This is a genomic window from Dehalococcoidia bacterium (genome assembly GCA_035528575.1).
In the GTDB taxonomy this organism is placed as follows: Bacteria; Chloroflexota; Dehalococcoidia; order E44-bin15; family E44-bin15; genus DATKYK01.
Genome location: DATKYK010000008.1, coordinates 1 through 23,763 on the forward strand (window position 1 = coordinate 1; position 23,763 = coordinate 23,763).

The 23,763-nt window shown below is 53.1% G+C and carries 20 protein-coding genes and 1 pseudogene; 11 read left to right on the forward strand and 10 right to left on the reverse strand.

Going from position 1 to position 23,763, the window contains the following annotated elements:
- Positions 1 to 539: helix-turn-helix domain-containing protein (locus VMX96_01135; protein HUU62518.1), on the reverse strand; the 539-nt coding region annotated here is incomplete at its 3' end.
- Between the two features lie 75 nt (positions 540 to 614).
- On the opposite strand from VMX96_01135, the pseudogene VMX96_01140 reads away from it, so the two are divergent.
- Positions 615 to 1,313: pseudogene (locus VMX96_01140) on the forward strand (glycosidase).
- Between the two features lie 271 nt (positions 1,314 to 1,584).
- Here VMX96_01140 and VMX96_01145 read toward each other — a convergent pair.
- Positions 1,585 to 2,307, reverse strand: a complete 723-nt coding sequence (locus VMX96_01145) for a hypothetical protein (GenBank protein ID HUU62519.1) — start codon at positions 2,305 to 2,307, stop codon at positions 1,585 to 1,587.
- 47 nt (positions 2,308 to 2,354) lie between these two features.
- Between VMX96_01145 and VMX96_01150 the strand changes: the two genes are divergently transcribed.
- Together VMX96_01150 and recF are read left to right on the forward strand one after the other, a co-directional pair.
- A complete protein-coding gene (locus tag VMX96_01150; protein HUU62520.1) occupies positions 2,355 to 2,579 on the forward strand; it encodes a hypothetical protein in 225 nt (74 codons plus the stop codon).
- Positions 2,580 to 3,335: 756 nt separating this feature from the next.
- Positions 3,336 to 4,454, forward strand: coding sequence for a DNA replication/repair protein RecF (gene recF, locus VMX96_01155; GenBank protein HUU62521.1), 1,119 nt, complete (start codon positions 3,336 to 3,338; stop codon positions 4,452 to 4,454).
- A gap of 135 nt (positions 4,455 to 4,589) precedes the next feature.
- Here recF and VMX96_01160 read toward each other — a convergent pair whose 3' ends face one another.
- Positions 4,590 to 5,864, reverse strand: coding sequence for an MFS transporter (locus VMX96_01160; GenBank protein ID HUU62522.1), 1,275 nt, complete (start codon positions 5,862 to 5,864; stop codon positions 4,590 to 4,592).
- An 829-nt stretch (positions 5,865 to 6,693) separates the two neighbouring features.
- Between VMX96_01160 and VMX96_01165 the strand changes: the two genes are divergently transcribed.
- The 8 genes from VMX96_01165 to fdhD all read left to right on the forward strand — a co-directional run bounded on the left by VMX96_01165 (position 6,694) and on the right by fdhD (position 16,530).
- The gene (locus VMX96_01165) at positions 6,694 to 7,530 is read left to right on the forward strand and encodes an ATP-binding cassette domain-containing protein (GenBank protein ID HUU62523.1); all 837 of its coding nucleotides are present in this window, start codon (positions 6,694 to 6,696) and stop codon (positions 7,528 to 7,530) included.
- A 52-nt stretch (positions 7,531 to 7,582) separates the two neighbouring features.
- Positions 7,583 to 7,900, forward strand: coding sequence for an antibiotic biosynthesis monooxygenase (locus VMX96_01170; GenBank protein ID HUU62524.1), 318 nt, complete (start codon positions 7,583 to 7,585; stop codon positions 7,898 to 7,900).
- Between the two features lie 73 nt (positions 7,901 to 7,973).
- On the forward strand, positions 7,974 to 10,946 hold the full coding sequence (locus VMX96_01175) for an FtsX-like permease family protein (GenBank protein HUU62525.1): 2,973 nt from the start codon (positions 7,974 to 7,976) through the stop codon (positions 10,944 to 10,946).
- Positions 10,947 to 11,102: 156 nt separating this feature from the next.
- Complete coding sequence (locus VMX96_01180; protein HUU62526.1) at positions 11,103 to 11,636, forward strand: 4Fe-4S dicluster domain-containing protein; 534 nt, start codon at positions 11,103 to 11,105, stop codon at positions 11,634 to 11,636.
- On the forward strand, positions 11,633 to 13,462 hold the full coding sequence (locus VMX96_01185; GenBank protein ID HUU62527.1) for an aldehyde ferredoxin oxidoreductase family protein: 1,830 nt from the start codon (positions 11,633 to 11,635) through the stop codon (positions 13,460 to 13,462). The genes VMX96_01180 and VMX96_01185 overlap by 4 nt, the downstream gene beginning before the upstream one ends.
- Positions 13,463 to 13,650: 188 nt before the next feature.
- Positions 13,651 to 14,157 (forward strand): nitroreductase family protein, encoded by a 507-nt coding sequence (locus VMX96_01190; GenBank protein HUU62528.1) that lies wholly within the window; start codon positions 13,651 to 13,653, stop codon positions 14,155 to 14,157.
- A 312-nt stretch (positions 14,158 to 14,469) separates the two neighbouring features.
- A complete protein-coding gene (gene mnmA / locus VMX96_01195; GenBank protein ID HUU62529.1) occupies positions 14,470 to 15,564 on the forward strand; it encodes a tRNA 2-thiouridine(34) synthase MnmA in 1,095 nt (364 codons plus the stop codon).
- Between the two features lie 177 nt (positions 15,565 to 15,741).
- The gene (gene fdhD, locus VMX96_01200; protein ID HUU62530.1) at positions 15,742 to 16,530 is read left to right on the forward strand and encodes a formate dehydrogenase accessory sulfurtransferase FdhD; all 789 of its coding nucleotides are present in this window, start codon (positions 15,742 to 15,744) and stop codon (positions 16,528 to 16,530) included.
- 101 nt (positions 16,531 to 16,631) lie between these two features.
- On the opposite strand, the gene VMX96_01205 is transcribed toward fdhD, so the two are convergent.
- The 7 genes from VMX96_01205 to thyX all read right to left on the reverse strand — a co-directional run bounded on the left by VMX96_01205 (position 16,632) and on the right by thyX (position 23,692).
- On the reverse strand, positions 16,632 to 17,135 hold the full coding sequence (locus VMX96_01205; protein ID HUU62531.1) for a peroxiredoxin family protein: 504 nt from the start codon (positions 17,133 to 17,135) through the stop codon (positions 16,632 to 16,634).
- A 22-nt stretch (positions 17,136 to 17,157) separates the two neighbouring features.
- Positions 17,158 to 17,847 (reverse strand): cytochrome c biogenesis protein CcdA, encoded by a 690-nt coding sequence (locus VMX96_01210; protein HUU62532.1) that lies wholly within the window; start codon positions 17,845 to 17,847, stop codon positions 17,158 to 17,160.
- A 214-nt stretch (positions 17,848 to 18,061) separates the two neighbouring features.
- Positions 18,062 to 19,153, reverse strand: a complete 1,092-nt coding sequence (queA, locus tag VMX96_01215; GenBank protein ID HUU62533.1) for a tRNA preQ1(34) S-adenosylmethionine ribosyltransferase-isomerase QueA — start codon at positions 19,151 to 19,153, stop codon at positions 18,062 to 18,064.
- A gap of 165 nt (positions 19,154 to 19,318) precedes the next feature.
- Complete coding sequence (locus tag VMX96_01220) at positions 19,319 to 21,082, reverse strand: formate--tetrahydrofolate ligase (GenBank protein ID HUU62534.1); 1,764 nt, start codon at positions 21,080 to 21,082, stop codon at positions 19,319 to 19,321.
- A gap of 84 nt (positions 21,083 to 21,166) precedes the next feature.
- Positions 21,167 to 22,084, reverse strand: coding sequence for an amidohydrolase family protein (locus VMX96_01225; GenBank protein ID HUU62535.1), 918 nt, complete (start codon positions 22,082 to 22,084; stop codon positions 21,167 to 21,169).
- A 14-nt stretch (positions 22,085 to 22,098) separates the two neighbouring features.
- Positions 22,099 to 22,983, reverse strand: coding sequence for a tetrahydrofolate dehydrogenase/cyclohydrolase catalytic domain-containing protein (locus tag VMX96_01230; GenBank protein ID HUU62536.1), 885 nt, complete (start codon positions 22,981 to 22,983; stop codon positions 22,099 to 22,101).
- Positions 22,984 to 22,990: 7 nt separating this feature from the next.
- A complete protein-coding gene (thyX, locus tag VMX96_01235; GenBank protein HUU62537.1) occupies positions 22,991 to 23,692 on the reverse strand; it encodes an FAD-dependent thymidylate synthase in 702 nt (233 codons plus the stop codon).
- Positions 23,693 to 23,763 lie beyond the last annotated feature (71 nt).

Here is a 23,763-nt window from a genome sequence, read left to right on the forward strand (position 1 = left end):
CTAAAGATAGCATATGGGACTGTTCCTGTAGCATCATCTATCGCCAGGAATAAGGTCAGCCATGGTCCTCGATCCTCCAACCAACGGTGATGGCTGCCGTCCAATTGTAGTAATATCCCTTCTTGAGGCATTCGCTGACGCCGGTATCGGTGACGTGGAGACCGGCCTCGCCGAGGGCTGGACAGGCCGGCCTTTGATAAAACCCGCCGTAAAGTGGAGCGGGAAATCATTATCCCCTCCCGTTCCGCCAGGAGTTCAGCTAGGTGGGTATGATTAACCCCACTATACTTCCCCTCTGCCAAGGAAACTACCTGCTGACGGATGGCTTGAGGCGTGACGTTAGCTGGCGTGCGGCCACGATTGCCATGGGCCAGAGTAGCAGCGCCTTCCTTTCGATACGCTGCCAGTATTCGCCATCCGTGGCGCTCACTCACTCCCATCACTTTGGCTGCCTCTTGCATGGGCCAATGCTTTTCCAGTACCCCGTTTAGAGTCTGTAACCTGTTCTGTTCTTTTGCAGTCAATGTCAGTTCTTTCATTGACTGACATTATCCCTGAACAATAACCTACTGACCTAATCGTATCCCACCAACACAAAGGGTAAAAGTGAAGAGAAGGGGTGTGAAGACCCCAGGTTGACTCTAATCGACGACCGTATTTACATGGTTTATACCGCCTATGATGGCCTGGTGGCTCAAATTGCTCTGGCTTCTATCAGCGTTAGCGATTTCTTGAACTATCGCTGGGCAGGCTGGCGAAGACATGGGCTGGTCTTCCCCGGATTTACTGATAAAGACGGCATCTTATTCCCGGAACGTTTTAATGGGAAATTCGCCATGCTTCACCGGGTGGACCCACATATATGGATAACCTTTTCCCGCCCTCTGCGCTGCCCCTGGCCCAGGGGAGAACACCAGATACTGACCGGGGCGCGTTCCGGGATGGCATGGGACGGGGCAAAAATTGGCGGTGGTGCCCAGCCAATAAAGACTAAGTACGGTTGGTTGCTCATCACCCACGGTGTTGACCATGCTCATATCTACCGGCTAGGAGCAATGCTGGTTGATTTAGCAGATCCAACAATCCTCCTTTATCGTTCACCCAATCCCATACTCGAGCCCACAGAAAAGTATGAAATAGGCGAAATAGACAAGTGCGAGGTGCCCAACGTGGTTTTTACCTGTGGGGCAGTGCCGCGGGAAGATAATAAAGAGATATTATATTCAGGGAGTGAACTACTGGTTTACTATGGTGCTGCTGATACAGCGATTGGTGTCGCTAGCGCTAGAATTGCCGACCTTATCCCTACTTAAGGCCATTGTACGTTTAATCATACTTGGCTGTTCGGTGTGTAAAGGTTAGCTTGGCTTCTTGTAGTAGGAGCTTAGGAATCCAGGACAGCCGCTTGAATTACTGATCGATGGTATGAGAAATAAATCGAAAAGTCTCCTGGGGCTTATCTAATCAGGACAAGAGTACCGATGAACTTTGCATGGTATATCGGAAAAACCTGGCAGGTAATTTTACTATAGTTGCTTGAAAAACCCTGCTAATCTTTTGCTTTCTTGTACAACAGCTTTTTTATTATTTACTGCCCCCCCTAAAGAGAGAAAGAAACCTGTCTTCATACTCATGGAATAGTCCCCATCTATCGAGCTCTCTCTTTAGCATGGACGGGTCAGTTTCACCCCTTTCAACCTGTCTGAATAGCTCTTCGATCCTTAACCTGGCATCCATTGGCACACCAGCACTATCTATATTTAACAGACCTCTTCTTCCCAGCTCAAAGATGTTACTTCTTATCGAACCTTCGGTTAATTCCTTAATAAATTTTAACAGTGAAACATCCCATAAATCATCAACACCCTTAATAATTGCGGCGAGCATATCCCCTTCCTTTTCTATTTTCTCATTTAGTGTACCCGCTACCACAGGCAAGGGGTCTGATACAATTGATAGTGCTTCCGGCCTGGGTTCGTTCTTATAATTGTAGAAAAGTCCAGGTGCATGAGGTCCATACTCCTTAATTACCACTTCAAGATATCTTCTTGCGTTTTCACCGAATCCTTCCAGATTTAAAAGGTATGAAGGTGTTACTATCCTTGGCCTCTCCGCACTGACTTTTCCTGCCCTGATAATTGTTTCTTCCTTCTTTGACGAAGGGTGTACCAGTTCAGTATATACAGGCACAGTTAGTAAATAGTAATTCACACGAGTAATGCCAAAAGTAGCCAGTTGCTGTGTTGGCAACCTTAATACCTCGGTATTATCTATCGCATATCTAATTCTTTCATCTCCGATTTCCATTAACCCACCCCTTGGATACAGCTCTGAGCTTTTCATTCTGAGGGCGGATGATAACGGGTCTGCTTAAGCGCATACTCGCAATTCATCTCCAGTGGTGCTTAAATCCAATTTCAAATATCCCCCTGAACCCATTCTACATCGATTTCAATGTAGCTTCAAGCGAATCCATTTTATCCGGGAAATCAGTGATGCTGAAACGGGAGATACTGAAACAAGTTCAGCATGGCAAGGTGGAAGAAATCAGCTATCTTAAGCCAGATATTAAAGATTAATGGTGTGTGATGTGCAGGAAAAAGCGGTCAATATTTATCCAAACGCCTATGTCGTTCTGAGAAGCCCAATTCATCGGGGACCGAAGAATCTCTCGAACTGGGTGAAAGGTTTAGATTCTTCCCCCGAGGCCGAGGCCGACAGGTCGGCCGACACTTTAGCTCAGGTCGGCTGATGCTTTGGCCAAAATCGAGGTCAGAATGACAACTGCTTTATCTTCGTGGCAACAAAAATGGGTCATCTGCTAATATGTACAGTGGAGCTAAGTATTACCCGCTTTCTTTGAAGTTCTAAACGATACTAGCTATCGTGTATCGACCCTATCCGAGTGGGATCGGTGCAGCACTACACTAAAAAATTCAATAGTAATGGTGCGATAACTTGTTCATTCCCATACCGCGCGAGGAAGAGCGTACTACAAGTGGTTGGAAACCTTTCAATGTGATGAGGTGGCCGGTATATTTATTGGGGCTGTAGACAAGCCTGATAGCTGGGGCAAGGCTGGGCAAAGGTGATATAATGAGAACCAAGGTTAAAAGCAGTGTACAGCTTGCATCCACCGAGGCACTGGTGCTAGGTGAATTAGAAGCTTGGCTGAATAGAACTGGTTCGGCTGGACGGTGTCTCATCGCATCGATGCCCTCGCTTCCGAATGGAGGCAAAGGATATTGCGACCTATAAGCATTCAGGGTGGGGTTATGAAGAGTACGATTAGCTAAGTGGTGGCACCGCCAATGGGGAGGAGTGGGAGGAAACATTTGCACATCGCCCATTTAAGCCTGACCAACTTCCGTAATTACCATCGCCTTGAGCTCGATCTACCGCCACACCTGGCGGTGCTCCAGGGCGGTAATGCTCAGGGTAAGACCAACCTCCTTGAGGCGATCTATCTCCTGTCCACTGCCAAGTCCCATCGTGCTACTGCGGAGCGGGAACTGATCAACTGGTCCACCTCAAGGGAGGAGCACCCGGTGGCCCGCCTGGTGGCCCGGGTTCAGAAAACGATGGAAAGCCTTCGGGTAGAGCTCGCCCTGAACGTAGCATATACCAGTCCTGAGGCTCATGTTCAAAAGCGGATCAGGGTAAATGGCGTGCCCCGCCGCGCCATCGACCTGGTCGGTCGGGTCAACGTAGTGCTCTTTAGCTCTCAGGACATTGACCTAATTGGCAGTACACCCTCGCTGCGTCGCCGCTACCTGGACATGACAAACTCCCAGGTCAATTCAAGATACCTCAGCGCCCTTCAGAAGTACAATAAGGTGCTCCTGCAGCGAAACCACCTCCTGAGGTTAATCGGGGAGCGGCGTGCTGATGGGAGCCAGCTTGACTTCTGGGACCAGGAATTGCTGGAACAAGGTTCCTATCTCATAGCGCAGCGTGAGCTCATGGTAGATGAGATCAACGAACTGGCTCAGCCGATCCACCACCAGATCACTGCAGGGCGAGAGGAATTGAGTATCAATTATCTGCCCAGTACAGGCACAATGGATTTTGGAGATAGGCTTCGGGATGTTCGTAAAAGGGAGATTGCCCGCGGGATGAGTCTGGTCGGTCCTCATCGTGATGACCTGGTATTTATGGTAGGCGATGTCAATATGAATGTTTATAGCTCCAGGGGCCAGCAGCGCACCATCGCCCTATCTCTGAAGCTAGCCGAGGCTCGCTTTATGCGCTTAAAAATAGGTGATGAGCCAATCCTGCTTCTAGACGATGTGATTTCTGAGCTTGACGCGGCGCGGCGTCATCAACTGCTAGGTTCTATTGCAAGCTATCAGCAGGTGGTGATCACTACCACCGATCTCGACCACTTCGACCCCGGATTTCTGGCTGGTGCAGTGCTGTTTGGGGTGAGCGAGGGAAGGATCAATTCCCTTTAGCGTGCTCCCTATTGTGGGGGCGGGTTGCTAGTCTGACCCTCCTGGAAATAGATACTGTTAATGATCGACATTGCTTGCGCTTCGTCCTCGTTCTCTGAATTCCTGATGTCATAGTGGCAGCGACCTACCCCGCCGTCAAGTCTGGTCTCTTGTCGCCTTCACCGGTGCTCTGATCAGGAACAGGGATACCGCTGAGATGAGGCACAGTATTGCGGTGATCAGGAAGGCCAGGTCATAAGAGCCACTGGCTTCGTGGACGAATCCGTATAGTACGGGGCCGATTGCTCCAAATAGCCCTGCACCAAACAGGAACACGACGCCAAAGAGCGCCGACATGCTAACCACCCCGAACAGGTCTCCCAGGTATGTGGGGAAAACTGAGAGGCCGCATCCGTAGCAGAATCCGATAAGCAAAGAAACCAAAAGAAGCTCCCTCTCGCTACTAACCCCCATAGCAAGAAAGCACCCCAGGGCGACGCCAATGGTGCAGAAATATAAAGCTGGCTTCCGGGAGGTGCCGAATCTGGACATCATCCAATCGGAGAGAAAGCCGGTGAGAAGCCGTCCCGCCACCGCTGCTAGCACCAGGAAGCTCAGGATTGTCACTGCATCCCCTGATGGTATATCCAGATCGCCTCCCCAGAAAACCAGGTGGCCAATGATCCCGACTACAGCGATATTATAGAACTGGGAGAGTATGAGCAGCCACCAGCTAGAGGTTCTGACGGCCTCTTTTACCGGCCACTTCTCTGAGCGGGCGAGGAAGTCCAACCGCTGCTCAAGCTCTTCAGCCTCGGGCTTGACGCCATCGGGGTACGCCCCCGATGACTCAGGGTCTTTCTTCAGAAATGCTCCCCCTATAACGGCACCCGCCACCATGATGAGTCCAAGGACGATGTAGCTATGGCTCCAGCCAATAACCTGGATCAGGCGGTGGATGAGCGGCAATAGCACTACCACACCTAACCCCGAGCCGGTCATGGCGATAGCTACAGTCAGGGCCGCTCGCCGCATGAACCACCTCCGCACCGTGGCCACTGTAGGAACGATAAAACATAACGCTATACCTGAGGGGGCGAGGACCCCGAAGAGCAGGTGGAATTGCCATGGCTGGGTTATCTGACTCAAAAGGGCTGTCCCAACTCCTCCGACGACAGCACCTATGATGACGAGCCTTCTCACCCCGATTCGATCCACTAGCATCCCCGCTACCAGCCCGAATATCGCTATCGTGATCGTATTAAGGGAATAGCCGAGGGACAGCATCCCCCTAGACCAGCCGAATTCCACCTCCAGTTCCGGGGCGAATATGGAGAAGGAGGCGATGGACGCCGAACTAACAAACATCGCCAGCCAGGCGGCCACTACAATTACCCAACCGTAGAAAAGCCTCTCTCCCTGTGCCGGCATGCTTCAGTCCCTCACTGCTCCAGACATACGCCCCCGATTATAACACATACACATATAGGCAATACAGGCGCTATACCTACGTGGGATAGCGTCATTTGTTATCGGGGAAGCTTATGAAGCCGGGGTAGGGAGAAGTCCATTACAAAACGAATACCAGGGAAGGTAAAAAAATGTTAATTCTATCTGTGGTATTGATAATGGCAGCGGTTGTAACAATCTACTATTGGTTTGATTTCCATTTTAAAGGGGTAGTTCATGTAATTATGGAGGACTGGTATATAAAATTCGAGAGAGACTACAATCGCTGATATATGGATGTCGGTTTGCGCTTTGGTAGGTGCTGTGGGTCTTTTAACAGGACAAGCTTATGGTTTAGTGTTTGCATTACTTGCGGCGGGGTCTCTACTATTGCTGGCCCTCATGGATATAACCTTCAATATACAAAATAACCTATATCGCCATCATTGTATCTCTATGAGACCGCTGAAAAAGAGGTGCCCCGATATAATCGGGGCCGGGGGTCTCCCCGATGTATCGGGCAGCTTTAAAAAATCCCCCAAGATTGGGGGATTAGGGGGTTGATTGAGACTATTTCAGCAGTCTCTCTATGCTTGAGAATAGCTGTCCTTTGACATCACCCGTTGTTTTCCTATCGTATGAAGTAGCCACCAATTATTTACTATGTATGGACGCTTTGCAGAAACGGAATTAAGAAGAGGGCAAGCAGAAATAGCACGCTGTTTTTATTATTTTTTACATGCCGTCATGATAGTGCTATAATTGCGTGAAAATCCTAATCAGGCAGATTTGGCGAGGAGAGAGTTGGATAATGACAGAAGATATTAGATGTCCCAAATGCGGCTCCAAAACAGTTGTGCGGACAGTAAAAAGAGGCCCGAATGTTAGCCGCTCATTCCATGTATGCACTCGTTACCCTGAGTGCAAAGGGAAAGTAGCAATAAGAGAGCAAAATGGCACCATTATTCAGGCGAAAGCAGTTCATAAGACCTACGATACGGGCAAGGTGACGGTGGATGCCCTCAGGGGTGTTGATCTGAGCATCACGAGGGGGGAGATGGTGGCCGTCATGGGGCCCTCCGGCTGCGGTAAAACAACCCTCCTTAACGTCCTTTCGGGGCTAGATGATGTTACCAGGGGCAAGGTGGTCATTGATGGTGACTCTATTCACGCTATGTCGGACAAGCAGCGCACCCGCTACCGAGCGGAGAAGATGGGGTTTGTCTTCCAGTCCTTCAATCTGCTACCGGTCCTCAGCGCCGTGGAGAACGTAGAACTTCCCCTCCTAATGGCCGGGGTGAAGCCAGGGAATGCCCGGAGGCGGGCACAGGAGGCCCTGGCCCTCGTGGGCCTGGAAGAGGAGGCGCCCAAGCTCCCCGCGGAGATGTCCGGCGGCCAGCAGCAGAGGGCGACTGTCGCCCGGGCGCTGGTCAATGAGCCAGCCATCGTGTGGGCCGACGAGCCCACGGGCAACCTGGACAGCGAGAATGCTGCCGAGGTAGTTAACCTGCTGTGCAGGATGAATAAGGAAAAGTCGCAGACCTTCGTCATAGTCACTCATGATATTGCCGTCGGTCGCAAGACGGATCGGATCCTGCGGATGGCGGATGGCCAGATCGTGGAGGAGCTCCGTATGGGTGGTTGCTAAACGCTGCTTCAGTTGGCGACGTAGAGAACGCTGCTAGAGTTGGAGGTGAAATATGTTTGCAAGGATAACGCTGTTTGAGATCGATACGCTCAGAATCAGCCTGGACGACGCGCTGGAGCGATTTAAAGAGTTAATCGTGCCAGAGGTGCGAAAACGGGAAGGATACGAGGGTATGTATGTGATGCGCACCCCCGAGGGCAAGGGCCTCATTTTAAGCCTGTGGGCGAGTGAAGAAGCAGCTGCGGCTGGCATAGCGAGTGGATATTACGAGGAGCAGGTCGCCAAGTTTATGGCCCTGTTTCGCGCGCCGCCTGGTCGTGAGAACTACGAGGTGGTCTTTGCTGAAGCCCCCGGTTTGAAGGGCGACTAAGTTTCTGTTGTCAAAATGGCTAATCCTGGCTACCAAGAGTAATCGGGTTGACTGAGAGCAATATGAGGAAGTAATGGAAAAGTTATTTGGCATACCGATCGATCAACTTATGATAGTCCTACTGGTCATCTTCGGCCTGGGGGTCGCCATCATGGCTGTGGTTGCCGTGCGAAACCGGGTAATCTTTAAAATGGCGTTGCGCAACCCCCCTCGGCGCCGGGCACAAACAGCCCTTATTGTGCTGGGCCTGATGCTGGCCACCCTTCTCTTCTCCGCCTCCTTTACCACCGGTGACACCCTTTCACATTCCATTCGGGTCGAAGTGCTGAGCGTGATCGGAGAGATTGACGTAATGGTGCTGTCAGAGACGCCAGAGGCGTCTGGCCGAACTGCCTACTTCGACCAGGCCTATTTTGAGACTGTTCGCGAGGGCCTGGAGGGCGTTCCCGAGGTGGAGGGTGTGGCCCCTCTGGCCGCCGAGGTTGCTCCAGTCGTCGCGCTGGACACGGGATTGAACGAGCCCCAGGTCAGCATCTTCGGCTATGCCGGGGAGTGGATGAGCGGCTTTGACGTGCTGGAGGATGAACAGGGGAGTATTCTCTCTTTATCTGACTTGGCTGGCGGTCAGGTGTATATAAGCAGCGAGCTCGCCAGTGAGCTAGGGGTGGACACCGGTGACACGGTGAACGTGTATTTGGGGTCTCAACCCGCTGCCATGGAAGTGGCTGGGGTGTACGAGAAGGGGGCGAACCCCGCTGGGGAGCTTTCTCTGGTAATGCCCCTGCCCCAGCTACAGGCGCTGTCGGGCAACGAGGGCAAGATAAACTACATTATTATCACCAACCGGGGAGATGCCATCCAGGGAGCTCAGCATACTGACGCGGTGTTATCCAGCCTGGAACCCCTGTTAGAAGGGAGTGGGCTGGAGGCAGAACCGGTGAAGCAGGATTTCCTGGATGATGCCGACGCTGCTGGGAGCGCCTTCTCCGCTATCTTCCTGATGTTCGGACAGTTCTCCATTGCGGCGGGCATTCTGCTTATATTCCTCATCTTTGTTATGCTGGCGGCGGAGCGGAAAGGGGAGCTGGGCATCGCCCGGGCGGTAGGCGCGCAGCAGGGACACATAATCCGCATGTTCGCATTCGAAGGGGCCATCTACGCTCTTATCGCTGCCGCCGTAGGTAGCCTGCTGGGAGTGGCGGTGGGATGGGGGATGGTCCGTATCATCGCCATTGCCTTGGGCCAGGTGGACCTTGAGTTGACCTTCTCTTTCCAATGGCAGAGTGTGATCATGGCCTACACCCTGGGGACAGTGCTCACCTTCGTCGTGGTCATTATCTCTTCATGGAGGATAAGTCGCCTTAATATCGTTCGGGCCATCCGGGATATACCCGAGCCTCGCATCAGTCGCAAGACTATCAAGGGGTTGATTCTGGCCATCCTGCTGCCGGTGTTAGGACTCACCCTCACCGTTTCAGGCCTTAAGGATGCACAGTTGAGCAGCTTCATGTTGGGGACCTCGCTTATAATTATCGGCTTGCCCCTACTGGCCAGGCGCTTTGGCCTGCAGGAGCGGGCCGCCTTCACTATTGCTGGTCTGGGCCTGGTGGTATGGTGGCTCCTTCCCCCAGGCGCCCTGGAATCCATTCTGCCAGAGATGCAGCAGGGCATGGAGATGTTCTTCCTTTCCGGCATCATGCTGGTTATTGGGGCAGTGTGGGCCGTCATCTACAACTCAGATCTGCTGATAGCGGCTATGGTAGGACTCTTCGGGCGCATCCGGGGCCTGGCCCCGGTGCTCAAGATCGCCGTATCCTACCCCTTACAAAACCGCTTCCGCACTGGCATTACCCTGGCCATGTTCTCCTTGATAGTGTTCACCCTCATCGTGATGGCCTTTATCACCCACAATATGGGTGCAATTTTCTCGGATACGGAGACGCTATCCGGCGGCTTTGACATCCGCGCTGATACCAGCTACACCAACCCCATCCCCGATATCCGGGCCTCCCTGCAGCAGGGTGAAGGTGTGACCCTGGAAGACTTCGAGGCCATCGGCAGCTTTAACGGAGCGCTGGTAAAGTTGAGGCAAGAAGTGCCGGAAACGGAACAAGAATTCACCGACTTCTACCTCCAGGGAGTGGATGCGGGCTACACTGACAGTGTTACTTACGGTTTCACCATGATGGCTGAGGGCTACGACTCACCACGGGAGGTGTGGCAGGCTCTTCAGGAAGAGCCCGGGACGGCTGTGGTCGCCGCCTTCCTCGTGCCTGTCAGGGGTGACTACAGCATGGGTGGCCCCGACTTGGACTTTCAACTGGAAGGGTTCTTCATAGATGACGAGACCCTGCCGGAGGTGTACATACAGGCGCAGGACGCCCGCACCGGGGTCGAGCAAAGGCTCCGGGTCATCGGGGTACTGGATCAGCTAGCCTTCTACGCTGGCGGGGTGGTAACCTCCCAGGAGACGGTGAATGCCCTGCTTTCACAGCAAGTGCCGCCTCTAACTTATATGTTCCGGCTCGAGGAGAGCGTGGATGCCGAAGCCACCGCCAAGGCGTTGGAGAAACAATTTCTAGTGCACGGAATGCAGGCAGAAGTGCTGGAAGAGGAGATCCGAGATATAGCCAGCATTAACCTGATGATGAATAACCTGCTCCAGGGCTTTATGGGTTTGGGCCTGGTAGTAGGTATTGCTGCCCTGGGGGTCATCGCTGCCCGCTCCGTGGTGGAGCGAAGAAAGCAGATCGGCGTGCTGCGAGCCCTGGGCTTCCAGAAGGGTATGGTGCAGCTCTCCTTCCTGCTGGAGTCCTCCTTCATTGCCTTGCTGGGCATTGCCCTCGGTGTTGCCCTGGGCGCGGGCCTCTCTGTCCAGATCATCGACCAGATGAGTGAGTTTTTCGAAGGGATGAAGTATCAGATTCCCTGGGTCAATATCGTGGTGGTGGTCGTCATTGCCTATGGCGCTTCGCTGCTTACCACCTATCTGCCGGCGCGGCAGGCTGCTAAAATCTATCCCGCGGAGGCGCTTCGATTCGAATAGTTTTCGCTGGCATGTTGTCCGAACAATTGGGATTCCCCCCTATCCTCGTTGACAATTCCGCCTTCAGCTAGTATTCTGCTTGTTGGTGTGCCATCTCATGCGCCCTTTCGGGGCGCATTTGGACATGATTTTAAGGGTCTTGTGGAGGTTTTTCCCATGTCGAAAAAGCTAGCGGTGATTCCGGAGCTGTGTTCCGGCTGCAGTATCTGTGAACTGGTGTGCGCCATCCAGCACTTCGGGGTGAACAACCCCAAGAAGTCGGCTATAAGGGTGCTGATTACGTACCCCCATCCGGTCATGAGAATGCCCATCGTGTGCAGTCAGTGTAAGGGTGCCCCGTGTGCCAAGGTATGTCCAACCGACGCCATTCGATGGATTGAGGGCGTCATCCACTTAGACGAGGAGGACTGCATTTCATGCTATAAATGTGTGGAGGCGTGCCCCTTCGGGGCCGTTTACGCTCATGAGGACTGTGACCTGCCTATCGTGTGTGATATGTGCGGGGGCGATCCGGAGTGTGTCAAGAAATGCCCCAAAGGGGCGCTCAGGCTCATTCCTGAAGCTGCGCTGGGTGAGTCCAGGCGCCTTGACAATGTACTGAGCTATACCCAGATGAAGGAGATCGAATTCTACGAGAAGGGAGAGAAGAAGATTATCCACTATGCCGAGATAGGTAGGGAAGAGCTATGAGTCTGAAGAGCGGATATTTTAAAAAGCACCTGCACGTAGACCTTGCCAAGGACAGTGCCGAACGAAGGGATCTGCCGGATGTATTCATCGATAAGTATATCGGTGGACGGGGCTTCGGCGCGAAACTGGTATGGGATAACCTGAGGAGGCACGATTTCAAGATAGACCCCCTCGGTGTGGAGAATCTCCTGGTCATCGCACCGGGGCCCCTGACGGGGGTATACCTGCCCGCATCGGGAAAGACCTCATTTGTCGCCATCTCACCGGCTACCGGCCTCTACGGCGATTCCTCGATCGGCGGCAGCTTCGGTGTCGAGCTGCGGCAGACGGGAGTTGACGTTCTCTCCATTACCGGTCGGGCGCAGCAGTTGTCCATCATTTTCGTTGACAACGATAAAACCATGGTCATTTCCATGCCTGAACTGGAGGGGAGAAGCTGCCTTGAGGCTGAGGGAATGATCAAGGAGCGGCTGGGCACCTACGCAGTTCATGTCGCTGTTATCGGCGTCGCCGGGGAGAACATGGTGAGATTCGCCTGTGTCAATGCCGACTGGGGCCGCAATGCCGGCAGGACCGGGTTAGGGGCGATCATGGGCTCAAAGAACCTGAAGGCGGTCGTGGTGCGGGGACAAAAGGACATTCCGGTTTATGACGTGCCCGGGCTGGTAGCGGAGACCGAGAAGGCCTGTAAATACCTCGAGGAGCACAAGTATTTCAAGATGTGGCAGCAGGAAGGCCTAATGAACGTCATCGATTACGCCAACGAGAAGGGGATTCTGCCAGCATACAATTTCAAGGACAGCGTTTTCACCAGGCACGATCAGATTAACGGCGCGACGATGCTCGACCACTATAAGATAGGCGATAGCGCATGTTTTTCGTGTCCCATGTGCTGTAGCAACATCTGCCTGGTGAAGAATGGTAAGTATGCCGGCACGGTGGTCGAGGGGCCGGAATATGAATCGTGTGCCATGTTAGGCCCGAACCTGGGAATCGATAATTTCGCTGCTATTCTCGCTGCAAACCGGCGGTGCGATGAGCTCGGGGTGGATACAATTTCGACAGGCAATATCGTGGGAGCGGTGATAGAGGGGTACGAGAAGGGAATCCTGTCGCTATCCGACCTCGATGGCAGGGAGATCACCTGGGGGGATGAGGATGCCATCCTGGAACTGATACAGAGGATCGCCGACCGGCAGGGGATCGGCGATGTCCTCGCTGACGGGGCTCGCCGTATAATCGAGAAGTGGCCCGAGATGGACAAGGTTATACTCCAGGTCAAAGGCCTGGAGCAGTCGGCCTACGACAGCCGCCCAAGCATCTCGATGGGGTTGGCATACGCAACCTCGGACATAGGCGCGCACCACACACGGGCGTGGACTATCGCCAAGGAAATGGAGGAGGGGCAGGGTTGGTCTGACGATGAGAAGGTCGATACTGTTATCTATCACCAGAAGCTGCGCCCGCTATTTGATATGCTCGGTGTCTGCCGCCTGCCCTGGATTGAGCTGGGACTGAGCGAACGGCATTACGAGAATTTCTACAGGTATGTGACGGGAAAGGAATCGACTCTTGAGGAACTGCTAGAACTGTCGAATGATATTTATGACCTGACGCGTCTGATAAATGTCCGCCTTGGCGTGAGTCGCAAGGACGATAGTCTTCCCCACAAGGTATGGGCTAACCCTCCTCTAACTGGGCCCAATGCTGGCAGGGTAATCGACAGGGATGATTTCCAGAGGCTTCTTTCGCTGTATTATAAGAAGCGGGGCTGGGACGAGGAAGGCAAGCCGCCGGCCAGGCTTGAGAAGAAGTTCGACGATTAGTAAGTAAGATTTCTCCCTATGAAGCAGGGGAGGAAAACTGAATAGACATTACATACCGCTGGCTTTCAATTAATACCAACCACGTTTATTTAGCCTGGGTTTGCCCACCTCGCCAAACTTCCTTTCATATGCTTGTTATAGCTACAGTGCTATAATATCGCAGCCAGTCAGATTTGGAGGGCGAATCAATGGATATACTAGAAGTAATTAAGACTAGAAGAAGTATAAGAAAATACACGCCAGACCCCATCTCCGAGGAGGAAATAAACAAGATTCTGGAAGCAGGCAGATGGGCGCCATCTGCGAGCAACAGGCAGCCTTGGAGGTTCATAGTTTTACGAAGCAGTGAGACGAAAAGAAAACTGGCGGAAACATTTACTTGGGGCGGATGTCTTTCACAAGCTCCTTTGGGGATTGCGGTAACGGTAAATCCAAGAGCGTCAAACCACCCTGTTGAGGATGGGGCTGTAGCAACGCAGAACATGCTTCTCGAGGCTCATTCGCTAGGCCTGGGAGCGTGCTGGATTGGGGCTTACGGCAGCGTAAATGAAGAAAGCGCAATGGACATCCTTAATGTTCCCGATGACGAGAGGCTCCTTTCTATTATTGCCATAGGTCACCCGGCCGAATCTCCCCAGAGTACGAGAAAAGAGCTAGACGAGTTGATTTTTACTGACAGGTATGGCAGAGCATAATGGGAAGTTTCCAATAAGTCTCATCTCACCCAGGTGATTCTGTTTTTTAAGCTCAGATAGCCGGATTATGGGGGCTACCCGAGAATGGGTGGCCCCTTATCTTACTAGCACACAACCTCACGTTGTAATTTTATAACTACATCTCGCGCACACACCCGTCCCCATTAACCTACCCCAATTCCGCCTTAACTACAAAAAGCATACTAGTCACTTTGTGGCAATCATACAGGTTTATAGATAGTGCGTTGTACTACTCCAGGGCCTGTCCCTTCTGGAATGCCTTCTATGGCGCTCTCTAAAATATGCTAATATATAGTCACGGTGAAGGTAGTAGTAGCAATGAGCGGCGGGGTGGATTCCTCCGTGGCCGCCGCTCTGCTCAAAGAGGAGGGTTACCAGGTCATTGGCGCGACCATGCAAATCTGGCCGTCGAACGAGCTGGCCGATGAGGCGGACAGATTCGGCGGTTGCTGTGGTCTCGATGCCGTGTCGGAGGCAAAAAGGGTAGCCTATAGACTGGCTATCCCCCACTATGTAATGAACTTTAAAGACCTTTTTGAACAAAAGGTCATAGATGACTTCTGTCGGGAATACAGCCTGGGAAGGACCCCCAATCCCTGTATCAGGTGTAATGAGCATATAAAGTTCGATGCCCTACTCAGCAGGGCTAAAGGTCTGGAAGCCGATTTTTTGGTCACGGGCCACTATGCGAGAATAGAATACAATGAGGTACGTGGGAGGTATCTTCTTAAGAAGGGGGTTGACCGTGGGAAAGACCAGTCCTACGTGCTATATAGGATGAGCCAGGATCAATTGAGGTATGCTTTAATGCCCCTGGGGGGCTTTACCAAGGAGAGGGTAAGGCAAATGGCTCGAGAACTGGGATTGCCGGTGGCAGACAAAGCGGAGAGCCAGGAGATTTGCTTCATCCCGGACGGTGACTACACCGTGTTCCTCAGAGAATATATGCCACAGGCGGTGAAGCCAGGGCCGATACTGGACCGGGAGGGTAATACCCTGGGAGAGCATCGAGGAATCCTGTTTTATACTATCGGACAGCGCAAGGGGCTGGGCATATCAGCCACTGAACCCTTGTATGTAGTAGCCATTGACCGGGGAAGAAACGCTGTTACCGTGGGTTCCAGGAGGGAGGTCTATGGGGATGAACTCATCGCCGCCGATCTGAACTGGGTAGCCATCGAGCCGCCAAAGCAACCCCTCGAGATAAAGGCCAGGATAAGGTATCGCCACCGAGAGGCGGATGCGGTGCTCACTCCCCTACCGAACGGGGAAAGGGTCCGCGTAAAATTCAAAAAGCCCCAGATGGCTATAACACCCGGTCAGGCGGTAGTTTTTTACCATAAGGATACTGTGGTGGGCGGCGGGACCATAGAATGGGCAAAGTAGGTATGAAGGTGTACGGCCAAGACAATCGCCGGTTGCAGGGGAGGGGGAATCAGGGCATCAAGCTCGAAATCAATAGCTAGATAGGTGTATGGTGATGAACGTAGACTGGGTATTTGCCAGGGTGATTCGCGGCGGGCTGACAGGTATCGGAGACCCTTTAGAGATGGAGAGGTATGGATGATGGACGAAATAAAAGGGTTAAATATACTTCGTATTACTGAGGAGGGCAGACACGAGGTCGAGGAGGTTGTCGTCAGGGAGTTTCCCCTCACCATTATTTTAAATAACCAGGAACTGGTAACCCTGCTCTGCAGCCCAAAAGACCTGAACTATCTGGCCATTGGTTTTCTTTCCTCCGAAGGTTTGATACAGCATAAAGGCGAGATCGGTAAAATTAGCCTCACCGACGATGAGAGCGTAGTACAGGTAGAAACCGAGGGGGCTAAGGGAGCGGCCACGGAGCTGCTATTCAGGCGTCTTATTACCTCTGGTGGCGGCCGTGGGGTTACTTCTTATCCCGCTTACGATGTCGCCAGTAAGGGGCGGGTGGAGTCCGAGATGAGGATATCGGCCGGTGTGGTTTTTGCCCTCGTAGAAGAGTTTCAGCAGCGCTCCCAGATTTATAAGGTAACGCACGGGGTTCATAGCGCTGCCCTGTGTGATGCAAAGGACATCCTGCTCTTCGCTGAGGACATCGGAAGGCACAATGCCATCGATAAGCTCTTCGGTAGGTGTATCCTGGAAGATATACCCATAGGTGACCGGTTGGTAATCTCCAGCGGCAGGATCTCCTCGGAGATAGTGCTGAAGATAGCGAGAAGGGATATCCCCATAGTAATCTCCAAGGCTGCTCCTACAGACCGGGCGGTTGATCTGGCTGCCCACCTCGGCATAACCCTTATCGGCTTCGTCCGGGGAAGGAGTATGAATGTCTACACCGGTGGCTGGAGGGTTATCGGTGATTAGAGGAGGTAAATATATAGAATAGAGTGTTGCTTTACACTATCACGCTGAAGGTTGGTGAAGTATCGCTCAGCCAATTCCAGGCGCACTACTCCTACAGGTGGTCATAGGTAGTCATCAAGCGCCGCCAGCAGTTCAGCCTGGCTCATAAAGCGTCCAATCCGAATATACTTGATAACCCCCTGCTCATCTATAAGGAAATTTGTCGGTGAATATCTAATATTGTAGGCACGGGCCGCTTCACCATAGCTGTCCAGAGCCATGGTGAACCCCAGGCCATAATACTCGGTATATTGCTGTACTGCACCACTGCTATCCACCGAGTCAATGGCGATGAACTGTATCTCATGCCCTTTTTCCTCGAAAGCGGCCTGAATATACGGCGTCTGCAGTCGACATGCCGCACAGTTAATAGCCCAGAAACTGAGGAAAACGGGCTGGCCCCTCAGCTCGTCTAGTGTTATGGTCTCTCCATCAATGGTAGAGGCTGTAAAAGCCGGGGCCAGGGCGCCAACAACCGGCGCAGTAGTAGAACATCCCCAGTTCAACATTGCTAGGACAGCCAGCAAGCTGAATACTATCCATCGCTTAATATTTTCTCGATTCATGAAGCTACTTCTCATTTAGAAATCAGGATAGATAGGCAAGGGTATTGGTAAGCACAAGCTTATTAGTAAGCATTAGTATTCCTATAGCGATGAGCAGTATCCCGCTGATGATTGAGATTACATTAGACCGACGCCTGAGCCATCTGATAACCGGAAGTGAAGCTCCCAGCGCCAGCCCGACAGCGATAAACGGTATCCCCAATCCCATCGAATAGGCGGCGAGCAAGTAGGCCCCTTTCCATGCCGTTTGTGAGTTAGCCGACATGGTCAGGATCAGCCCCAGTGTCCCATATGCGCAGGTTCCTATCCCCACTGAGAACACTGCCCCCATCAGCGCAGAGCGCAGATAACCAACGTTTCCCCAAAATGGCCGGCTAAGGCGTATCTCGTAGTTGAGCCAGGGTATCTTCATGGCAGCCAGCAGGTATAACCCAAACAGGATAATTATAACACCCCCAATTATACGTAGCAGGTCAGGGCGGAAAAACACCCCTATCAATCCCACAGACGCACCGAGGCCAATATAGACTACGGAAAACCCGACCACAAAGCTGATAGCGTGGAGAAAAATGGTCCAGCGCCTTGCTTCGGCTGATAGCGCAGCGGCACCACCCAAATTGGCCAGATATATAGGCACCAGCGGCAGCACACAGGGTGAGATAAATGCCGCCACCCCTGCCCCGAAGGCAATGGGCAAGGAAGGATCAGTCATGGAGACTAACCTCGATAAGCGCTGGCTTCTTAGGCCTCGCTGCCCACAGCATATGCATGCGATTATAGCACATTGGCCAGCAGTTGGCTGCACTGCGAAAGAAGCGGTAGGCAATATTTTTCCTTGATCGGGAGGGAAAAGTAGAGGAAGGTGGGTCGTCATGGGGCGCTTAAGAACCCGAAGGTGAGACATAAACCGAGAAAGGCAATTATAGTCAGAGGATCAACATGGCGTCGCCGAAGCTATAGAAGCGGTAGCCCTGGCGCATCGCCTCCTGGTAGGCTTCGAGAACATGCTCCCTGCCGGCGAAAGCGGTGACCAGCATAAGCAGGGTGGAGCGGGGCAAATGGAAGTTGGTGATAAGACCGTCCAGTGCGCGAAAGCGGTGCCCGGGCAGGATGAAGAGGTCGGTCCAGCCACAAAAAGCCTCGATCCTTTTTTCACTCTCTCCGAGACATGCACCGCTTTCAGATTGTGTATTTCCTTCAGTCAGGGTATCCAACTTCGGGCGGGCTGTTTCCTCGGCCTTAAGCGCCGCCTGCTCTAAAACCCTTACCGATGTGGTGCCGACGCAGATAATTCGCCGGCCCTCAGCTTTGGCCTGATTGAGCTGCTGAGCCACCTGCGGCGTTAGCTCGCCGTACTCCTTATGCATGGGGTGATCCCCGGGGTCTGCCGCCCGCACTGGTGAAAAGGTATCAAGCCCGACATGAAGGGTGACAAAGGCAAACTGTATCCCCCTTTCCATCAGGCAACGGAGCAGCTCGGGGGTGAAATGCAGCCCCGCTGTGGGGGCAGCAGCGCTTCCCTTTACCCTGGCGTAGATCGTCTGATAACGCTCCGGGTCCTCAAGGGGAAGCTTAATATAGGGGGGCAGGGGTACCTGCCCCAACCTTTCCAGAGCCTCTTCATCGGAGAAGCGGAGCACCCTGAGCGCTCCCTCCATCTGTTCGAGAACCTCGCCCTGCAGACCTTCTAATTCTATCCTTGTCCCCTTGCTCACCCTTCTACCTGGCCTGACCAATGCCTCCCAGAGGCCAGGTCCCATACGGCGAAGCAGCAGGAGTTCCACCCTTCCCCCTGAGCTCGCTTTTCGTCCGGTAAGCCGTGCTGGAATGACGCGGCTGTCATTGAAGACCATGACATCGCCCTCGTGTAGTAGATCCACCAGCTCAAAGAAGTATCGATGCGCTATCGAGCAATCGTCCCGGGAAAGAACCATGAGGCGTGAGCGGTCCCGGGGCTCTACGGGTGTTTGGGCGATGAATTTTAGTGGGAGGTGATAATCGAAATCGCTGGTCTTCATGTAACCAATTATAAAGTGAAGGCTCAGCCCATGTCGACTCGCCTATGACATGGACTTGCGGCATATGGTTTGCCGTGATTCAGGCGACTTGAGATAGTAAATTATTGAATTTAAAAAAGGGGCAGCGCTTGAGCACCGCCCCTTTTGCCCTATTCTGTCAGTCTCCTAGAACAGGCCCATCACCTTGCCGGTCTTGGTATCGATATCCACCTTTCTAAAGGCCGGATCGGAGCTGGTTCCCGGCATCAGGCTGATGGCACCGGCGCAGGGACACAGGAACTTTGCACCGGAGTAGATTAATACATCGCGAATGGGCAAGGTCCACCCTTTGGGTGTTCCCTTAATGGCTGGATCATGGGTGAGGCTGAGGTGGGTCTTCACCATCATGGTGGTGTAGTCGTCGTACATGGAATCGCCCTCTAGAGACTTTGCCTTGGCCTCGGCATCCGGGGTCCAGCTTACGCCGTCAGCCCCGTAGACCACCTTGGCAATGTTATTCACCCGTTCCCGCAGTTTCATTTCCAACGGATAGAGGAACTTAAACTCGTTCGTCTCCTCGCAGGCCTCCTTGACAACATCGGCTAACTCGAGGGCGCCGTCGCCGCCATCGGCCCAGTGCGTAGATACGGCGCAGCGGGCCCCCGCCTCCTCAGCCGACTTTCTCACCATGGCGATCTCTGCCTTGGTGTCGGTGTGGAAGCAATTAATGCAAACGACCGGGTTGATGCCTGACCTCCTGATGACCCCAATGTGGTGAACCATATTGGGCAGGCCCTTCTCCAGCAGCCCCAGGTCCTCTTTGGTGTACGAGTCGGGCAGGGGAATGCCCGCTACCACCTTGGGGCCGCCGCCATGCATCTTGAGTGCCCGGATGGTAGTGGTAAGCACCGAGACGTGTGGCTTGAGACCACTCAACCGGCACTTGACATTCCAGAACTTCTCGAAGCCGATGTCTGCGGCGAAGCCGCTCTCGGTTACATGGTAATCAAACATCTTAAGGCCGATGCGGTCGGCTATGATGGATGATTGCCCCACAGCGATATTGGCGAAGGGGCCGGCGTGTACCATGCACGGCTGATACTCTACAGTGCACATCAGGGTGGGGTTGATGGTGTTTCGCATCCAGGCGGTCATAGCGCCTCCCACCTCCAGATCGCCTGTGGTAACAGGTTTGCCCGATTTATCGAAGGCTACAGTGATGTTATCCATCCTCTCCCGCATGTCGGCTAGATCCCTGACGATGGATAGCATGGCCATGAGCTCGGAGCTTACCGCGATGCCGAACTTGGACTGCATGGTGAAGCCGTCCATACGGCCGCCGAGGCCGATGACTATATTTCTTAGGCTCTGAGCGCAGAAATCCATTATCCAGCCCATCTCCACCCTGGTGGGGTCGATGTCCAGGCGGCGCATCCTGGTGAGCCGGGCCAGTTGCTCGTCATTGTAGTTGCGCTCGTGCTGCATCCTGGAGGTGAGAGCCACCATAGCCAGGTTGTGGGCGTTCATGATATCGTTGATATCGCCGGTAAGGCCCATGGAGAACTCGGTCAAGGGAATGAGCAGCGCATTGCCCCCGCCGGCGGCGGTCCCCTTGATATTCATGGTGGGGCCACCAGAGGGCTGGCGGATGCAGCCGCCGCAATTCTTCCCTCGCTTGCCCAGCCCCTCCAGGAGGCCCATCGCAGTCGTACTTTTCCCTTCACCCAGCGGCGTAGGGGTAATGGCGGTTACCTCGATGTACTTGCCATCGGGCTTGTCCTTGAGGCGCTCGATTATCTTCATGAAATCGAGCCTGCATAGTCTTCCGAAGGGAATGATCTCGTCCTTCTCAAGGTGCAGTCTTTCCCGCCACTCATCGGGGGTTGGCATTTTGGCATCCGCTGCTTCGGAAATCTCCCAATCCTTCATTTTAGTGGCATCGTAGGCCATATAAATATAAACCTCCTTCTCTAATTTACTCACTCACGCGGAGCTATATTGCTTGAGATAGCTCATCGGTTGCGAGACTTATTGCTATTTCAGACCAAGAAACTCTAGCGCGTTATCCCGCAACACCCTCTGCTTGGTTTCATCCCTGATATCCAGCGCCAGGAACTGTTCCTTGGTAAGCTTCAGGCCATAGCTGTTGGAGCCGAACATGACCTTCTCGCGTCCCCGACTGCTGTTCATAAACTTGACCGTCTCGGGGGTCAGGTTGCGCGGGTTGTAGGCCGAGATATCGCCGTAGACGTTGGGGTGGCGGAATATCATTGAGCACCACTCGTCTACCCAGGGATAGCCGGTATGTGAAAGGTTAATCTTGAGGTTGGGGAAATCGATAGCCACCTTGTCTACCTCATAAGGGTGACCTACCCAGCTAGGCAGCGGCTCCGCGGAGTGCCCCACCTGCATCCCCACCGGCACCCCCAGCTCGCTGCACTTGGCGTACAGTGGATAGCACTTCGCGTCGGACGGGCAGAGGCCGAAGGTGATGGGGTGGAAGTAGACATACTTGAAGCCGTACTCTTTGACCGCCTTATCGATATCACGCAGGCTGTCATCGATGCGGAAGGGGTTGTAGCTGGCACCGCCGATAATCCTTCCCTTGCCCTCCTTCACCAGCTTGTAGATATCGTCAATGGGATACTCCATGATCACCTGGTGGTGGTAGTAGTATGACCACATCTTGACATCGGTGAGCATCACATACTCGAAGCCGACCTCATCCATCGTCTTTATCAGCGCCTCTACGCTATTATGGCCAGGCATAAATCCTTGTTCTTTAATCTTCTTGAACTGCTCTCTGGTAGGCGCCTGTCCGCCGAACTGGGTCTTAAAGGTGCTGCGTGCCATTATCTTGAACTCTTCCCAGTCAAACATGTACTCTTCATACCCTGCCTCGGTGGCATAGTTCATTATGTCGATTGCTTTAATGTCTGCAAGCTCTGCCAATTTAAACCTCCTTTTTATTTTTGCTCAGCCTGTGCCTCGGCAGCCCGGACGGTGTTCATCATCAGCATAGTCACCGTCATCGGTCCCACGCCGCCGGGAACCGGGGTGATCGCCTTGGCCTTTTCTTTAATGGCGTCAAAGTCACTGTCGCCCACAAGGATTCGCTTTCCTTCAGCGGTTGTGCCTACCTGGTTAACCCCGACATCGATTACCACTGCCCCTTCCTTAACCATGTCAGCCGTTATCGCCTTGGGTTTGCCCATAGCAGCGATCACGATATCTGCCTGTTTGACGATCGATGCCATGTCCTTCGTCCCGGTATGAACCACCGTCACTGTAGCATTGGCACCCTTCTGTTTCTGCAGCAGGATAGCCATCACCGGCTTACCAACGATGTTGCTTCGACCGCAGACAACCACATGCTTACCTTCGGGGCTGTTGCCGCTACGGACAAGCAATTCCTGGATGCCGTGGGGGGTGCAGGGCATGAAGTAGGGCTCGCCAATTAATAATTTACCCACATTAACCGGGTGGAAACCATCGACATCCTTCTTGGGATCGATTGCGTTCAGCACCTTATCCGAAGCAATGTGCTTGGGCAGTGGAAGTTGGACCAGTATACCGTTCCACTTGGGATCCTTGTTCAGTTCATCGATCTTGGCAAGAAGGATCTCCTCCTTAGTATCATCAGGATACACTAAAGTCTCAGACATGATACCCAGCTCATCGCTGGCCTTGCTCTTGGCTGTAACGTAGGATACCGAGGCCGGGTCCTCTCCGACTCGTATAATGAACAGGCCTGGGGTGATCCCCTTCTTCTTCAGCTCATCTACCTTGACCTTAAGCTCCCCGCGAATCTCTTTTGCAATCTGAGTCCCCGAAATAATCTCCGCTGTCATGTTATGTTTACCCCTTTCTCTCCTTTTCGTCTGCTATTTCTTTAGCGGTGGGGAAAATCCCACAGCTTTCAGCCTCATCGCAGTACCCGAGGCGATAACATTTAGGCTTAAGCTCCGCCCCCAGGCGCGGTGCTACACTTTCCACCTCTGCCTTAATCAACTCGAAGAGCTCCACGATCTCCCATTGCGCCCTGAGGCATAGCCGCAACGAGCATGCATGAAGCAACTCGCGGGCATTCATCGTCATAACCAGCCTTGTCACCATAGCACTGGGAAGTACATATCGGGCATCCTCCGCCGGGATACCCGCATTGATCATATCAATGTAAAGCCTATGGCAATCACGCACCATGTCGTGGTATTTGGGCTCAAGCTCGGTCCTGGCGCTAATTGACGTCGGGGTAATATAATCAGCCTCCTTCAGGGAGAGATACCGCTGGCTCTGCTGGGTGAAGCTCGCCATTCGATGGCGTACAAGTTGGTGGCTGGTGACCCGGGATATGCCCTCGATGGCGAAGGTGAAGCTGGCATGTTCAAAGGTGGAGAGGTGACCTGAGGTGAGGAGGTGAGTGAATAGGCGATCTATCGCCTCCGGGGTTAATTGCTTGCTGATCTCCTTGGTATCAACAGGTGAGGTAGAAACACGGGCCGCAGCAGCGATTGTGCGCTCAGGATCAGGGGTATAACTGATCAGGGAAACGTAAATCATAGCCACTTTGGCCTTGCAGGCCGTCAAAATTATAACATGTGCCGCCGGGGAAGGCAATAGTTTGCGAGCAT